Source organism: Bradyrhizobium sp. AZCC 2262, assembly GCF_036924535.1.
In the GTDB taxonomy this organism is placed as follows: domain Bacteria; phylum Pseudomonadota; class Alphaproteobacteria; order Rhizobiales; family Xanthobacteraceae; genus Bradyrhizobium.
The window spans coordinates 8,913,245-8,928,915 of the sequence record NZ_JAZHRT010000001.1 but is presented as its reverse complement, the minus strand read 5'-3'; the positions used below and the strand labels follow the sequence as shown (position 1 = coordinate 8,928,915).

At 64.4% G+C, this 15,671-nt stretch carries 17 protein-coding genes and 1 tRNA gene; 10 read left to right on the top strand and 8 right to left on the bottom strand.

What is annotated here, in order from left to right:
- Positions 1-15: 15 nt before the first annotated feature.
- Positions 16-648, top strand: coding sequence for a LysE family translocator (locus V1283_RS41950; protein ID WP_334392444.1), 633 nt, complete (start codon positions 16-18; stop codon positions 646-648).
- Between the two features lie 28 nt (positions 649-676).
- Here the strand turns inward: V1283_RS41950 and V1283_RS41945 are convergent, their stop codons facing one another.
- Both V1283_RS41945 and V1283_RS41940 read right to left on the bottom strand, forming a co-directional pair.
- The gene (locus V1283_RS41945) at positions 677-1,507 is read right to left on the bottom strand and encodes an N-acyl homoserine lactonase family protein (RefSeq protein WP_334392442.1); all 831 of its coding nucleotides are present in this window, start codon (positions 1,505-1,507) and stop codon (positions 677-679) included.
- A gap of 163 nt (positions 1,508-1,670) precedes the next feature.
- On the bottom strand, positions 1,671-3,431 hold the full coding sequence (locus V1283_RS41940) for a chloride channel protein (RefSeq protein WP_334392441.1): 1,761 nt from the start codon (positions 3,429-3,431) through the stop codon (positions 1,671-1,673).
- Between the two features lie 193 nt (positions 3,432-3,624).
- Here V1283_RS41940 and V1283_RS41935 point away from each other — a divergent pair, with 193 nt between their 5' ends.
- The 5 genes from V1283_RS41935 to V1283_RS41915 all read left to right on the top strand — a co-directional run bounded on the left by V1283_RS41935 (position 3,625) and on the right by V1283_RS41915 (position 8,593).
- Entirely contained in the window at positions 3,625-4,182 is a 558-nt protein-coding gene (locus tag V1283_RS41935; RefSeq protein ID WP_214493640.1) for an HNH endonuclease, read from the top strand.
- A 337-nt stretch (positions 4,183-4,519) separates the two neighbouring features.
- Complete coding sequence (locus V1283_RS41930; protein WP_334392440.1) at positions 4,520-6,037, top strand: AMP-binding protein; 1,518 nt, start codon at positions 4,520-4,522, stop codon at positions 6,035-6,037.
- Positions 6,038-6,199: 162 nt separating this feature from the next.
- Positions 6,200-7,171, top strand: coding sequence for a S1C family serine protease (locus V1283_RS41925; protein WP_334392439.1), 972 nt, complete (start codon positions 6,200-6,202; stop codon positions 7,169-7,171).
- 91 nt (positions 7,172-7,262) lie between these two features.
- Positions 7,263-8,333: a phospholipase gene (locus V1283_RS41920; protein WP_334392438.1), complete on the top strand. Its 1,071-nt coding sequence runs from the start codon at positions 7,263-7,265 to the stop codon at positions 8,331-8,333.
- 53 nt (positions 8,334-8,386) lie between these two features.
- Entirely contained in the window at positions 8,387-8,593 is a 207-nt protein-coding gene (locus V1283_RS41915; RefSeq protein ID WP_334393362.1) for a hypothetical protein, read from the top strand.
- Positions 8,594-8,656: 63 nt separating this feature from the next.
- On the opposite strand, the gene V1283_RS41910 is transcribed toward V1283_RS41915, so the two are convergent.
- From V1283_RS41910 to V1283_RS41895, 4 genes are all read right to left on the bottom strand, one after another.
- Positions 8,657-9,334, bottom strand: a complete 678-nt coding sequence (locus V1283_RS41910) for a DsbA family protein (protein ID WP_334392437.1) — start codon at positions 9,332-9,334, stop codon at positions 8,657-8,659.
- Between the two features lie 30 nt (positions 9,335-9,364).
- Positions 9,365-10,150, bottom strand: coding sequence for a sulfite exporter TauE/SafE family protein (locus V1283_RS41905; RefSeq protein ID WP_334393361.1), 786 nt, complete (start codon positions 10,148-10,150; stop codon positions 9,365-9,367).
- A gap of 90 nt (positions 10,151-10,240) precedes the next feature.
- Complete coding sequence (locus V1283_RS41900) at positions 10,241-10,717, bottom strand: PaaI family thioesterase (protein ID WP_334392436.1); 477 nt, start codon at positions 10,715-10,717, stop codon at positions 10,241-10,243.
- 5 nt (positions 10,718-10,722) lie between these two features.
- Positions 10,723-11,148, bottom strand: a complete 426-nt coding sequence (locus V1283_RS41895; RefSeq protein WP_334392435.1) for an acyl-CoA thioesterase — start codon at positions 11,146-11,148, stop codon at positions 10,723-10,725.
- Positions 11,149-11,246: 98 nt separating this feature from the next.
- On the opposite strand from V1283_RS41895, the gene V1283_RS41890 reads away from it, so the two are divergent.
- Positions 11,247-11,840: a TetR/AcrR family transcriptional regulator gene (locus V1283_RS41890; protein ID WP_334392434.1), complete on the top strand. Its 594-nt coding sequence runs from the start codon at positions 11,247-11,249 to the stop codon at positions 11,838-11,840.
- A gap of 36 nt (positions 11,841-11,876) precedes the next feature.
- On the opposite strand, the gene V1283_RS41885 is transcribed toward V1283_RS41890, so the two are convergent.
- Positions 11,877-12,365, bottom strand: coding sequence for a hypothetical protein (locus V1283_RS41885; RefSeq protein WP_334392433.1), 489 nt, complete (start codon positions 12,363-12,365; stop codon positions 11,877-11,879).
- A gap of 177 nt (positions 12,366-12,542) precedes the next feature.
- Between V1283_RS41885 and V1283_RS41880 the strand changes: the two genes are divergently transcribed.
- Complete coding sequence (locus V1283_RS41880) at positions 12,543-12,809, top strand: PsiF family protein (protein WP_334392432.1); 267 nt, start codon at positions 12,543-12,545, stop codon at positions 12,807-12,809.
- Between the two features lie 141 nt (positions 12,810-12,950).
- Positions 12,951-14,036 carry an AbrB family transcriptional regulator gene (locus V1283_RS41875; protein WP_442895827.1) on the top strand — a complete coding sequence of 362 codons (1,086 nt, stop codon included), beginning with the start codon at positions 12,951-12,953 and terminating at the stop codon, positions 14,034-14,036.
- 807 nt (positions 14,037-14,843) lie between these two features.
- Here the strand turns inward: V1283_RS41875 and V1283_RS41870 are convergent.
- Positions 14,844-15,386 carry a disulfide bond formation protein B gene (locus tag V1283_RS41870; RefSeq protein WP_334392431.1) on the bottom strand — a complete coding sequence of 181 codons (543 nt, stop codon included), beginning with the start codon at positions 15,384-15,386 and terminating at the stop codon, positions 14,844-14,846.
- Positions 15,387-15,556: 170 nt separating this feature from the next.
- Between V1283_RS41870 and V1283_RS41865 the strand changes: the two genes are divergently transcribed.
- Positions 15,557-15,641, top strand: a tRNA-Leu gene (locus V1283_RS41865).
- The last annotated feature ends 30 nt before the right edge of the window (positions 15,642-15,671 follow it).

The following is a 15,671-nucleotide window of genomic DNA, read 5'->3' as shown; positions in this document are numbered from 1 at the left end:
CAGGAGGATTAGACCATGCAAGAACTAGCAACGCTCGCCAGCATCGTCGCCGCACTCGGCGTTGGGGTAATCAGCCCCGGGCCGAGCTTCGTGATGGTGGCCCGCGTGGCTGTCGCTTCGAGCAGGATCCGCGCGCTTGCCACCGCGCTGGGTATGGGCGCAGGAGGCGCCATCTTCGGCGCAGCGGCGCTGCTCGGGCTGCAGAGCGTTCTGCTGGCGGTGCCGGCGCTCTATGCAGCCCTCAAGGTCCTCGGCGGTCTGTACCTTTGCTACCTGAGCTTTCTCATATTCAGGTCTGCTCAACAGCCTCTCGCGCCCGTCGCCGACAGCGGCAAAGGCCGCGGCCGGCCCCTTCATGCGTTCTGGCTGGGCCTCACAACACAGTTAAGCAACCCGAAGACAGCCATCGTCTATGCAAGCGTGTTCGCGGCTTTTCTCCCCGCGTCCTTTTCGCTGGGGTTCGCTGCCGCTCTGCTTGCAGCCGTGTTTCTCGTCGAGTCGGTCTGGTATGCATTGGTCGCCGTTCTCTTCTCGTCGTCAGGCCCGCAACGGGCTTATCTGTCGTACAAATCCTGGGTTGATCGAGCGGCCGGCGCCGTCATGTTCGGTCTCGGCCTGAAGCTCGTGACGAGCGCTGCCAAATCGTAGACGGCTGCCTGCAGAAGCTGGAGAAGATCTAGGCTGCGGCGCCGGCCAATTGCCGGCTCGCCAGCCGCGCCGCCGCCTGCGGATCATGGGTTGGCAGATAGACGATCGGACGGGACTGGACGAAATTACGGATCGCGTCGAGTGTGGCGGTGGTAACCCGCTCGTCGGCGCTGACACCGTCGAGCTTGCCCGCAAGCATCAATCTCTCGTCATAGGAAGCGTCGCCAGCGAGAAAATAGGTGGTATCGCCATCGTCGGCCACGATCGAGAGATGATCGGCGGTGTGACCGGGCGTGGCGACCGCGACGACGTCTCCCGCTTCCGTCAATCGCCGGCTCTGCGCGAAGGGCCCGAACGACCTGGCTTCAAGCTGCAACGGCGCCGGATCGAACCAGGACGGCCAGCGGTGCGGAAGATAACCGCGCATCCGGCCCGCAAAGCCGCTGGCGATTTTCAATTCACCCGGCGCCACCAAAATTTCGCTGTTCGGGAAATGCACCAGCCCGCCGTCGTGATCCATGTGGAGATGGGTGAGAACGACCCGTTTGACATCGCGCGGGCCCACGCCAAGTGCACGAAGCTGCGGACCGATCTCCTGCTCCGGCTCGATCCGGAACGCCACTTCCCAACGGAGATAGGGATGTAACGACTTGCCGGATTCGAGCAGATGCGCACCCTGCCCGCTATCGACCACGATCACGCCTTCGCTGCAGTCGATGGCCCATGCATAGGTCGGGAGCCAATCGGTCCAGCTGGAGTCGGCAAAAATAGCGAGCCGCCGCGACAATCCATGTCCGCGTCCTTCGACCTGCGCGGTTTTGATCCGGACAAAGCCGGTCTGTATCGCATGAACTTTCATGGCAGCCTCTGCGGTGGTCAGAACCCGAGGTTATGCGCCCGGATGATCGGCGGCTAGCGCGCCGGGGCACGAAGAACCCGCGCGATCACGATGGATTGACCAGCGGGCGCCTCAACTTTGCCATCCAGGAACCGCGCGCTCTCGTCGTCAGGCCGGCAACGGCTCAAACCTCGCCGATCGCCTCTCGCCTGCGTTTGTCGGATTCTTCCGCGTAGCGCCGCATGGCATGGGCCTCGGTGAGAATCCCGAGCGGCCGGCGTTCGCCATCGGTTTCGACGACCGCGAGCGATTCAGCTTCGGCGGCGTCAAAGACGGCAATGGCTTCCTGAATGTTCATGACCGGATGCAGCACGACGTCCCGATGATGCAGGATGCCGATGAGGCCGCGCGCCGCATCGATATCCGGCGCATGCGCTTCGGCGACCACCGCTAGTCCGACATAGCGCCCCGTGGAATCGACCGCGACGACCTGCGTCTTCGATCCCAGCGGAAATTTCACCCGGAACTGCTCGAGCCCGATACCGGCGTCGACCGTGGCGACATCCGGCCGCATCAGGCGCTGGACGGTGAGATCCCGAATCCAGCCGACATCCGCGGCGCTGCGGATAGTCTCGCCGCGCAGGTGAAATCGCCAAGTGGCGAAGGAGTAGCCGAACAGTTCCCGGGTGATCATGGTCGAGATGATGACCGCGACCAGCACCGCCGTGGTCAGCCAGAGATTGCCGGTCGATTCCAGCGCGATGAACGACATCGTCAAGGGACCGCCGATCACGGAGGCCGACAGCGCGCTCATGCCAATCACCGCATAGACATTCGGATCGAGGCCGAGACCCGGCCAGACCAGATCGACGCCATCGGCGAACAGGCGGCCGCCAAGTGCGCCCATGAACAGCGTGGCGAAGAACAGTCCGCCGCGGAAGCCGGAGCCGAGCGAGGCAATCGAGGCCAGCGCTTTCAGGACGAAGACGCCGGCGATGATCTGCAACGGCATCGATACGAGGCCCGAAAAATGCAGCGCGCCATGACCGGAAGACATCACCTGCGGCGTCACCAGCGCAAGCAGGCCGACCGCGAGGCCGCCGAGTGCCGGGCGCAGCGGCGGCCAAAGACCGGTCATCGCAAGCCCCATCTCACACAAGGCCACGCCACGCATGATGAGGATGCCAAACAACGCTGCCAGACCGCCGAGCAGCGCGGCAAGGGCAAGATCGCGCCCGACCACGTCGCCAACCGGGCCTATGCTGATGCCGAGCGACAGCGCCTCAAATCCATGGGTGACGAAGTAACCCGCCACGGCGGCGACGCCGACCGGCGTGAGGCTCGCCGGCGTATAGCCTCCGATCACAAGTTCGAACGCATAGAAGGCACCGGCGAGCGGGGCGCCGAACGCGCCCGAGATCGCAGCGGCCGCTCCGCAGCCGACCATGATTCGCTGGTCGGCGCGGCGCAGGGCAAATCCGCGGCCGAGCGAAGCGGCAAGGCCGCTTGCAAGCTGGGTATATCCGGCTTCAAGGCCGACCGACGCGCCCACTCCGCTGGACCAGGTGGTCTGCAGCGCCACGATGACGCTGCCGCGAAACGACATCCGCCCGCCATACAGGGCATTGGCCTCGATCGGATCGATCTCGCGCGCGGGCCGCCAGCGCAGCAACAGCAGCAGCGCCACCCCGAGCAGCAAGCCGCCGATGCTTGGAACCAGCACGGCCCGCAGCGTCTCGATGCTCGGCTGGCTGGAAAGCCGCTCCGTGATGCTGATGTTGAACAGCAGCGCGTGCAGGGCCGCCACCGCCACACTCATCGCCAGCACCACCAGCCCGCCAATGGTCCCGGTCATCGCCGCCAGGACCACCAGGCTGGTTTCATGGGCGCGAACGAACGCCCGTAATCGGCGTGGAGCCTCAAGATAACGTGAAGGGGTAGCCATTTTTGAGGTCCGCCAGCGGCTGCACGACGACTGTCTGTCCGATTTAGCGGCCTTCACGGCCCTGACGCAAATCGGGGCGGAACGGTGACGGCGTCGGATAAGCCCCGGAACGCTCTTCACAATCCCGTCACGCTGCCTGTAGTATGCAGGGCGCATGCTGCTTCGCAGCTAACATGGGGGTCAGGAGCGTTACTTGAACGCACATGTCTCGCAAGGCGGTTGGCCGGTACTGGTGCTGAACGCGGATTTCCGGCCGCTGAGTTATTACCCGCTGTCTCTCTGGTCGTGGCAGGACGCGATCAAGGCGGTGTTTCTCGATCGCGTCAACATTGTCGAGCACTACGACCGCGCGGTGCACAGCCCGAGTTTCGAGATCCAGCTTCCAAGCGTGGTGTCGCTGAAGTCGTTCGTCAAGCCGACCACGCATCCCGCCTTCACCCGGTTCAACGTTTTCCTGCGCGACCGCTTCGTCTGCCAGTACTGCCACGCGCATGACGACCTCACCTTCGATCACATCATCCCGCGCAGCAAGGGCGGCCAGACCACCTGGGAAAATGTCGTCGCGGCCTGCTCGCCGTGCAATCTGCGCAAGGGCAATCTGACGCCGCAGCAGGCGCGGATGTTTCCGCGGCAACACCCGTTCGCTCCGACGGTGCATCAGCTGCATCGGAACGGGCGACTATTTCCGCCGAACTATCTGCATGATAGCTGGCTGGATTATCTTTATTGGGATACCGAACTCGATCCGTAAGGCGCGTCGAGGCCGAACCACAGTTCGGTTGCCATTCCAAGCCATTCAACCTTAAGATAATGATGTAACATGTATCGCGCATCCGGCGATCCATGTCACGCGCTTGGCTATTTTGCAGCCAAGGGCACATTTGCCATCACCAAGACGCGGCTATTGCCGCGAAGATGCAGCGCTTCATTGAATTCGTCGGCGAGCGCCTGGGCCGGCCATGACGGCCCCAATCTCGGGAGGCAAGCTGCGCCCTTCACCCGACCATCTAATTCTGTCACCATACCGCTGAGACGCCCGCCTCGTCCGAAACACAAGAGCGGCATCAACGCCCCAACGGAAACGCCCCATGCTCATTCCCATCGCCGACGTGCCGCGCTGGTATGCCGAACGGAAACCAAAGGACACGATCGCGGTCAGTCACGGCGCCGATGCCATCACCTGGGGGCAACTTGAGCGCAACGCCAACCGACGCGCGCGCGCCTTCGCCGCCAAGGGCGTGAAGCCTGGCGACTTCGTCGCCATCGGGCTACCCAACAGCAACGTGTTTTTCGAAACCACCTTTGCGGTGTGGAAATGCGGCGCGACGCCGACGTCGCTGACCTGGCGGCTGCCGCGTGGGGAAGCCGCAGCCGTACTCGACATCCTCAAGCCGTCTCTGGTGGTCGGCGGCCAGCCCGACTGGAACGCGCCCAATTCACTGCCGGCCGATTTCGTGCCGGACGGCTTTTCCGACGAACCGATCGACAATCCGGTGGCGCGCTACTGGAAGGCGATGACCAGCGGAGGATCGACCGGTCGGCCGAAAGTGATCCTCGATCACCGGCCCGCCGTGGTCGAAACGACGGCCCCATCGGGGCTCGGCATTCCGCAGAACGGCTCGCTGCTAAATCCCGGCCCGCTCTATCACAACGCACCCTTCATCGTGTCGCATAGCGCGCTGTTCAACGGCGGACGCGTCACCGGCCTCGTCAAATTCGACGCTGAGGAATGCCTGCGCCTGATCGAGGCCAGCCGGATACAGTGGGTCAATTTCGTGCCCACCATGATGCACCGGATCTGGGCGCTGCCCGACGAGGTGCGCGACCGCTACGACTTGTCGAGCCTGCAGATCGTGTTTCACATGGCCGCGCCGATGCCGCCATGGCTGAAGGAAAAATGGATCGAGTGGCTGGGGCCCGAGCGCATCTACGAACTCTATGGCGGCACCGAAGCACAGGGCGCCACGATCATATCGGGCGTTGAATGGCTCGAACACCGCGGCTCGGTCGGCAAGATCGGCGAGACCGCGCGCCTGCGCATCATCGGCGAGGACGGCAACGAGGTCGCCACCGGCGAGACCGGCGAGATCTATTTCCTGCCCAATGACGGGGCCGGCACCACCTATCACTATCTCGGCGCCGAGCCGAAGCGCCGCGCGGACGGCTGGGAATCGCTCGGCGACATCGGCCGGCTCGATGCGGACGGCTATCTCTATCTCGGCGACCGCCTCGCCGACATGATCTTGCGCGGCGGCGCCAACATCTATCCGGCGGAAGTCGAGGCCGCGGTGACGGAACATCCCGAGGTGCGCTCCTGCGTCGTCGTCGGCCTCCCCGATCCGGAATTCGGGCAGCGCGTGCACGCCATCCTCGAACTCGACCCAAGCATCGATGCGCAAGCGGTTGCCGACGGCATGGCCGCATTCCTGGCCGATCGGCTCAGCCGCTACAAGCATCCGGAAAGTTTCGAGACGGTGAGCGTCGGCCTGCGCGACGATTCCGGCAAGGTTCGCCGAACGCTGCTGCGTGACGAACGCGCCAGCTGGCTGAAGGAAAATCGCGATTTCCGGATCATGCCCTCGCGCGAACGGGCCAAGGCGGGCTAACCCTCAATGGCCGTGGAACATTCATAAATATGGCCTCTTATGAGTCGCATCGCGGCCCATTTTGGGGGACACTTTAAAGACGGCCGTTTGCGGCATAGATTGTCATGAATTCCCGGCGCTTTCGCCCTGCCGAAAGCGCGCCGGTTCGCCAGGAGACCATCCATGCCCTCTTTGACCGAGTGGAGAGTGCCGCCCGCAAACCAGCCGCGCGCGAGCGACTACGCTTTCGACCTCGACAAAGCCTTGTCGTCGGTGGTCGGGCTGCACTCGATCATTCCGCCCGATGCCCACAGCGCCGAGACGCTCGGCACCGAACGCGCCGGCAATGGTGTCGTGATCGATGACGGGCTGGTGCTGACCATCGGCTATCTCATCACCGAGGCCGAAGCGGTGTGGCTGCATCGCGGCGACGGCCGTGTGGTGGAAGGCCACGCGCTCGGCTTCGATTTCGAATCCGGCTTTGGCCTGGTGCAAGCGCTCGGCGACCTCGATCTCGATCCGCTGCAGCTCGGCTCGTCCGCCGCCACCCAAATCGGCGACCGCGTGGTGGTCGGCGGCGCCGGCGGACGCACGCGCTCGGTCGCAAGCCAGATCGCGGCCAAGCAGGAATTCGCCGGCTATTGGGAATACCTGCTGGATGAGGCGATCTTCACCCATCCCGCGCATCCCAATTGGGGCGGCACCGGATTGATCTCCAACCGCGGCGAACTGATCGGTATCGGTTCGCTGCAGCTCGAACGCGAGCGCGAGGGCAAGGCCGAGCACGTCAACATGATCGTGCCGATCGATCTGTTGAAGCCGGTGCTCGACGACATCAGGAAATTCGGCCGCGTCAACAAGCCGTCGCGGCCGTGGCTCGGCATGTACACCACCGAAATCGACAGCCGCGTCGTGGTGGTCGGCATCGCCAGCAAGGGACCGGCAGCGCGCGCCGAACTGAAGACGGGCGACGTCATCCTTGCGGTCAACGGCGACAAGGTCACCAGCCAGATCGGCTTTTACCGAAAACTCTGGTCGCTCGGCGCCGCCGGCGTCGACGTGCCGCTCACGGTCTACCATGAGGGCGTCACCTTCGACGTAGTGCTGAGCTCGACCGATCGCGCCAAGCTGTTGAAGGCGCCAAGGTTGCATTAAGCTGAGGCTGCATTAAGCCAGGGCTGAACCAAGGCTCACTGAACCAAGGCTTCACTGAACCAAGCCCTCCATTGAAAGCAGAGTACGCCCGATGAGTGAGGCTGTGGTGGATGACATCGTGGCGGTGCTGCCGCCGCTGCTGCAGTCGCTCGAAACGCTGGGCTTCGTGGCGCGCTACCTCAATCCGCCGGATTTCGACCGTGTGATGCAAGCGGCAGGCGAGCCGGACGCAGCCTTGCGCGACGTTCGGCCGCGGCTCGCGCAATGGCCTTCGGAATTTGCAGACATCAAATCCCCGCTGGAAACGGCCAGCGATGCGGCGCTGGCCGCGTTCGCGGGATTGCGCGTCGTGCAAAATGGCCAGGGCGATTTCGTCAGCCTGTTTCGTGCGCTGCGTTACGTCCCGCGCGCGCAGGAGGCGCTGTATGCGCTGTCGGCAAGATTGCCGCCGGTGAACCAGTTCTTTGTCGATCCTGCGCTGCATGGAGACGCCGATCTCGCAGCGCGGCTGGCGGTGCCGGCCAACGCCAACACCGGAATCTTCCACAATCAGAACGAGCCCGGCAGCCGCGGCGGCTTCTCGCTCTACGTGCCGGAATATTACGCGCCCGACCGCGCATGGCCGCTGGTGATGGCGCTGCATGGCGGCAGCGGCAATCGCCGCGGCTTCCTCTGGAGCTGGCTGCGTGACGCCCGCAGCCGCGGCGCGATCCTGGTTGCACCAACCGCCACCGGCAACACCTGGGCATTGATGGGCGAGGATACCGATACGCCGAACCTGATGCGCATCCTGGATTCCGTGCGGGCGCGCTGGAATGTCGATGCAGAGCGGATGCTGCTGACCGGAATGAGCGACGGCGGCACATTCTGTTACGTGACGGGTTTTGACGGCGCTTCGCCCTTCACCCACCTCGCGCCGGTGTCGGCGACGTTTCATCCGCTAATGACGGAAATGGCCGATGCCGACAGGCTGCGCGGCCTGCCCATTCACATCGTGCATGGCCGGCTCGACTGGATGTTTCCAGTGCAGGTGGCGCGGCAGACCAGCCAGGCGCTGTCGGCGGCGGGCGCCAAGGTCACCTATCGCGAGATCGACGACCTCAGCCATACCTATCCGCGCGAGATGAACGCGGAAATCCTGCAATGGCTGAACGGGCCGTAGAGGCGGAACCATCCTTCGGGCTCGGCGTTATCAGCCGCAACGGAGGGATTGCCATGCAGACGTTTGTCGGAATGATTTTGGGTGCGCTGCTGCTGGTTTGCGGCGTTTATGTCTACGATTCCATGCAGACGTCGAGCGTCGCGAACGGCCAGGTCGCCCAGGCCAACCGCACCATCGTCAACTGGGACGTGGCGGCCGCTGACTGGAATAGGCTGAAGACGCGCGCCCATGAAGACTGGGTCAGGATTTCGTCGAAGTAATTCAGGCGCCAGGAGCGACAGGATTCACGCCGTCGTGCTTCACGACGGCGTTTTTTCTGATCGCTAATTGCTCTTCTTAGCCTTGCGCGCGTCGGCGATCACCATCTCGAATTCCGCCATGGTCAGGATTCCCGGCACGCGGAACTTGCCGACGATGAAGGACGGCGTTCCCTTGAATCCGAAGGCCACCGCCTGGTCGTAGTTACGGGCGAGGATGGCGTCGATCGCCTTGGCGTTCGTCGCCGCGTCGCGATTCAGGCGATCCATGTCGATGCCGGCGCCGGCCAGCAATTCGCGGATGCGCGGTTCGGTCAATTTCGAGCTGACGCCGATCATCGCCTCATGCGCCGCCATGTACTTGCCCTGATACTTGGCTGCCAGCGCCATCCGCGCCCCGATTTTCGAGACGTCGCCGAGGATCGGCCAGTCCTTCAGCACCAGGCGGACCTTGCCGTCGTCCTGCACCACCTGCTGGATCTCGGGCGCGATCTTGCGGCAATAAGGGCAATTGTAGTCGAACCATTCGACGATGTTGATGTCGCCGTCGGGATTACCAGCCGCGGGCACATCAGGATCGCGCAGCACCAGCGCCTCGGTCAGCACGTCGTCGTCGCCTTGCGCGAACGCCGATCGCTGCGCCGCGCCGGCGCCGAGCAGCGCGGCACCGCCGCCAAGCAGGCCCAGCGCCTCGCGCCGCGTGCGTCCCGGGTTGGTCCCGGCCGGATTGTTCGATCGCTTCATGTGGGTCTCGCGAAGGGCTGCATCCCCTGTCTACGCCGGAGATAGGGATATGTTACGCGCCAGCATATAGAGCGCTACCGCAATAATGACCACGGCGAACACGATATTGAGCGCGCCGCGGCGCTCGGCGAGGTGCCGCGCCGAACGCGTGCCGGCCAGTCCGCCGGCGATGCCGCCCGCCACGAACAGTCCCGCCAACGCCCATGACACCAGCCCGGACCAGGCATAGCTGGCGGCTGTGGTCAGGCCGAACGCAGTGACTGCGACCAGCGAGGAGGAGACCGCGTTCATGATCGGCATGCCGGTCGCCAGCATCAGGGCCGGCACGATCAGGAAGCCGCCGCCGATGCCGAAGAATCCCGATACCGTCCCGGTCGCAAGGCCCAGGCCGGCGATGGCTGATATGTTCGACATCGAGACCTTGACGTCAGGCAGGCCGATGCGCGAACGCGTCTTCAGCATCAGGAGCGCGATCACGATCATCACCAGCGCAAACAGCGCCAGCAGTTTTTGGCCGTCGACCATCTTGCCGAGGATCGAGCCGCTGAAGGCGCCGGCCATGCCGGCGGCGGCGAAGATCAGCGCGCAGGACCAGATCACGGTGCCGCCGCGCGCATGGTTGGACAGGTTGATCGCTGCATTGGCGGCCACCGCGATCGCGCTGGTGCCGATCGCGACATGCGGCTCCGCCACGCCGACCACATAGACCATCAGCGGCACCGCGAGGATCGAGCCGCCGCCGCCGACCAGGCCGAGCGAGAAACCGACCAGCATCCCCGACGCCAGTCCCAGTACGCCCTGCCCGGCCGTGATGATCAAGTTGGAAGACTCAGTTGCACGGCGCGACCATAGAAGGATTTTTCACGTCCTGCTATGCAGATAGCATGAGTATGCACTGCAGCAGGGTCAGGCCGGTGCGTACGCCCTGTCCTTCGCGGCACCCTCACGGGCTGCCAACGCCATCAGCGTGCCGCTCATGGTCGCGATCAAGGTCTCGCCCCCGTCATGCGTTGCATAGGCGCGGGCCTCGCACACCGTCAACGTGCGGCCGGGTTTTACCACCGTGGCGCGGAAGGCGAATCGCTCGCCACGCGCCGGCGCCAGCAGGTTGGTCTTGAATTCCACGGTGAGAATCCCGGTTGCCGCCGGCATCAGTATGAACGCGGCGATGCCGCAGGCACTGTCGAGACCTGCGGTGATGATCCCTGCATGGATGAAGCCATGCTGCTGGGTGAGGTCGAGCGAATAGTCCATCGCGAGATCGACCTCACCCGGCTCCAGCCGCGCAATCGAAATGCCGAGCGTCTTCATCGCCCGCTGCTGCTCGAACGTGTGAATCGCGACTGCGCGATAATCCGGGTTCTTCGGCTGGAAGCGCGACATGCGGTTCACGCCATCGCGGGTTCGAGATGCTTTTCAGCCGCGTTACGGATTGCGGGCGCGAACGGCGTCGACTTCCGCGCCTGCCGGTCCATGTGGACGCCGACGAATTCGCAAGCTGCGGCGATCTCGCCGGTTTCGGCGTTGCGCATCTCGTGCAGGAAGCGGATCGACCTGTCGCGGATTTCCAGGAGCCGGCTCCTGATCTCGACGATGTCGCCGGCCAGCAGCTCGCGCTTGTAGGTGACGTTCTGCTGCACCGCGGCCATGCCGCGGCCGGATTCGCGCAAATAGGACGGTGTCAGGCCGAGCCGGGCGAACAGATTCCAGTTCGCCTCGTCGAACTTACCGACATACCACATGATGTTCATGTGCCCGACATGATCGCATTGCCAGGGATAGACCGTGCCGCGATAGGTCGCGTCCGTCTCCATCGTTCCGCTCCTGCTTTTTAATTCTTGATACGGTGGCGTATCACACCCCGACCGGGTTAGCAATACGGTACCGTATCGACATTCGGTGAGGCCGGACCATGAGCGATCCCAAGAGCGACGCCAAAGCAGACGCGCGGACCGGCGAGGTGCGCAGCGAGAGCTGGATCGAGGCCGGCCTTGAGGAAATCGCCCGCACCGGCGTCGAGGGGGTGCGGGTCGAGGTGCTGGCCAAGAGCCTCGGGGTCACCAAGGGCGGCTTCTACCGCCGCTTCCGCGACCGTGCGGCCCTGCTCGAGGCCATGCTGCAGCACTGGAGCGAGGGCCGCATCGCCGCGATCGAAAAGCATACCAGCCTCGACGGCACCACCGCGCGCGAGCGGCTGAAGGCGCTGGTTCCGCAGTATTCCGAGCGCGTGAATACCGAAGGCATGGCGGTTGAACTGGCGATCCGACAATGGGCCCGATCCGATGAGCTTGCTGCCGGCGCGGCAGCCCACGTCGATGCGGCGCGGTTGAGGAATGTCGGGAATCTCTTTCGCGCGACCGGCCTGCCGGCGGAGGAAGCCGACGCGCGGGCGTTCCTGTTCTACTGCTTCGTGTTCGGCCAGGGCCTGCTGTTTCTCGAACGGGGCCCGCGCAAGCGCGCGCAACTGGTGGCGAAATCAGCCGAGACGTTGCTCCGCGACTTGTAGGCGCGGCCGAAACATCCGGCCGCGCCCAATTCGGTGTCAGGCCGCGCCCTTCAGCTTCTTGGAGCATTCGCTGTAGTAGCCGCCGCCCTTCTGGATCCACTTCAGCCCGCCATTGGCGTTGGCGGCCTTGTTGGCGTTGTACTGATCCACGCAGGTGTGCATGCGGGCCTTGCCGGCGGTCTCCTTGGAATATTTGGGATCGACGGCGTTCGGATAGACCGCGGGGCCTGAAGGAGCAGCCGGCGCCGCAGCCTCCTTGGCTTCCTTCTTGGCGGCTTCCTTCGGGGCGGCGGCCGGAGCCGCAGCGGCGGGAGCGGCGGCCGCTGGCGCGGCCGTTGCGTCGGCGCCGCACTGGGCTTTCCGGAAGTCGTTCCACTTCTGGTCGCCGAGCGTGCCGGCGGCTTTGGCGGCCTTGTATTTGGCGCTGCATTCCTGCGCGGTGAGGGCATTCGCCTGCGATGTCATCGCAAACGCAACCAAACCTGACATCGCAATCGCGCCCAGTATTTTTGCTCGAATAGTCATCCCTGGTCTCCTTGGGGCAGTCGTCTGCACCTGCCATCCTATCGCAACTACAGCTTGCGACAACGCGCGGGGCGGTCGTCCGATCAAAATATTGTGGCGGCCCGTTCAGCTTCATTCACCTGTGGTTCAGCATCGCAGCGCAACGGTTGCACCCTTGTTTTCAATCCGAGGTGTCCCATGACCAAAATCTCCTCCCTCGCCACCGCGACCGCCGTGGCTTCCCTTCTGCTGATGGGCGCCGCGTCTGCGCAGACCACGGCCCCGGCCAAGACCGAGGCGACCAAGACCGAAACCAAGGCACCGGCGGAAAAGAAGGCCGAGAAACCGCGCACCGCCGCCTCGCTCGAATGTTCGAAGGAAGCCGATGCCAAGGGGCTTCACGGCAAGGAGCGCAAGAAATTCCGCTCCGAATGCAGGAAGGCCGCCACCGCAAAGGCGAATTAACCGCCCCGCCTCCGGCTCGAGGGCCGTGTCGGGGCCATGCGAATTTTTGATGACGCCGGCGGCCCATCGCCGGCGCCGCCGCGCAATGCTGCAATCGCGTGACGCATTTGTCTCTCGGGTGCGGATTTGCCATAAGGCGCCGTGAGCCTGATCCCCGCCTCGATGTCCTCCGCCATTGCCGACCGTGCCAAAATTCTCGGCACGATCGAGACGCTCGTCATCGGCGCCGCCGGCGGCCTGCTGTTTTTGTGGCTCAACCTGCCGGGCGGGCTGATCTCCGGCGCGATGGCCGCCGTCGGCATCGCCGCCCTGACTGGACGGCCAATGACCATGCCGCCGGTCCTGACCCAGACAGTGCTGGTGCTGCTCGGCATCACGCTGGGCTCGCTGGTGTCGCGGCAACTGATCCAGCATGTCAGCGCCTATCCATTGACCATCGGGCTGCTGGCGCTGGCGACATTCTGCTCGACCTTCGGCTCCAGCTTCTATCTGCAGCGCGCCCACGGCTGGGACCAGACATCGGCGCTGCTGGCCGGAAGCCCCGGCGCGTTGTCGCAAATCGTCATCCTTGCCGCCGAGAAGGGCGCAGACGTCGCCGGCATTGCCGTGGTGCAAACCGTCCGCGTGATCATTCTCACGGCCGCACTGCCGCTGCTGCTGGCGTTGACCGGCATAAGGCCTTCGGCGTCGCCGACCTTCACGACGGCGGTCGCCTCGCCGGCCGGACTGGCCGGGCTGGTTGCGGCGTCGGTCGCCGTCGCGCTGGCGTTGCGGCTGATGAGTTTTCCAGCGAGCTGGATGTTCGGCGCGATGATCGCTTCCAGCGTGCTGCACGGCACCGGAATGATCGAGGGTGGCCTGCCGCCGTGGATGCGCGGCGTGGCGCTGGTCGGCATCGGCGCCCTGATCGGCACGCGGTTCGCGCGGGTGAAGAAGTCGACGCTGCTCAGCCACGTCAACGCGGCGCTGGGCTCCTTTGCGGTCGCCATCGTCATTTCCGCGATCTTTGTCGCGGTGATCGTGCTGACCACCCATGTGCGCTTCGCCGACGTCGTGGTGGCGTTCGCGCCGGGCGCGATGGACGCCATGCTGGCACTGGCGCTCACGCTGCATATCGATCCGATTTTCGTCGGTGCCCATCATCTGTCGCGCTTCGTGTTCGTCTCGATCACGACGCCCGGCATCGTGCATCTGTTCGGCCGTCCGCAGGAGGATGTGGACGATTAGGGTGGGTCGGCCACGATCTCTTCATCGCATCTTGTAGCCCGGATGAGCGAAGCGATATCCGGGGCGGTGTGAGGGTGGTCCCGGATCTCGCTTCGCTCATCCGGGCTACGAACTGGATACGACTTCACGATCTCGCGGCGCATTGCGTCCGAGGTTTGCTTGTGAACTTCCCGCCCTCTGAAATCAGAGGGCGCAGGGAAGACCGGGTGCTTGCTGCACCCGCGGTCTCGCGTGCGATTTGCGCAAACAAAACTGCACACGAGCATACAGGGCAGCGGGAGCATTCCGGCCTTCCCTGCGCAATGGCTTTACGGCTTACTTCGTGCTCTCCCCGGTGAACGGCTTTCTTGCCACCGTCGCTGCACAAAAATAAATCTGCGCAACTTGGCGCCAGCACCGCGGCGTCAGGACCACACGACTTCGCCGTACGCTTCAGGCGCGTACGTCTCGCGCCCTTCACGTCCATCGCATCTCACCGCACGTTCGTGACGATCGCGAGCGTCCCTCATCTGCCGTGAGACAGGCGGAGTTATGCGGTTGATTTGGCCCTCGCGTGAAGCGGAATATTTTTGATTCCTGGACTTGACACGATTTCTGAAAATCAGAAGTGATTTGCCCGTCGTGTTGATTTGCCGCAGCGATGCACCGAGATTGCGCTTGCGCGCCAGGCAAATCAGCGCGCCGTCGGTAGGGTGGGCAAAGCCATCGGGTCGCGCGAATGCGCGCCCGATAACAGGCTCGGCCTGCCCACCATCACTTGCACCGGAAGTTGGAATGGTGGGCACGGCGCAAGCGCGCCTTTGCCCCCTACGAGACTGTCCGCTTTGCCGATACGATGCCCCACATGGCGATCAGCGCCATCAACAGCGAGATCAGTACGTTGTAGCCGGCGAGCGAGAGCCCAAGGAAACGCCACTGCACCTCGTCGCAGCGGATCACTTTGACCGTGTCGAGCCGCTGCAGCAGCGTGCCGGCGCTGCCGAGATCGGCCACGGGACCGGAGCAATCGGTCGGGCCCTGCCAGAACTGCCACTCGACGCCGGCGTGATAGCCGCCGAGCCAGGCATTGGCGAGCGCTGCGAGCAGAAGCACCGCAAACCCGGCCAGCACCACCTGCCGCGGCGCCCCGCGCGCGGCGGCAAACGCCACCACGAGGGCGAGCGGCAAGGCCAGATAATAGGCGTAGCGCTGTTCGAGGCAGAGCGGACAGGGCCGGATATCCAGCACGAGCTGGAAGAACCAGGCGCCCGCCAGCGTCGCCGCCGCCACGGCCGCAATCGCCAGCGCCGCGACGGCCGCCGGATCGGCGGCACGGCGCGCGGGCGGGGAATGGGCGGCAGCTGATGTCACGGGCATTCTCCGGAGCACAATTCATGCTCAAACAGGCACCAGCGTCCTATCCCGCCGCCGCGGAAGTGTCGAGACACGCCACAATCACATCCGCGCGGGTTGACCCGCGCAGGCCGCCCGCTATATTCCGCGCGCTTCGCCGCACCGGGCCTCTCGCCCCGCGACCGAAGGCCCCTGTGGCGGAACTGGTAGACGCGCTCGACTCAAAATCGAGTTCCGCAAGGAGTGCTGGTTCGATTCCGGCCAGGGGCACCACGGACTTTGCTCCCGGGCTATTTTTTGGAA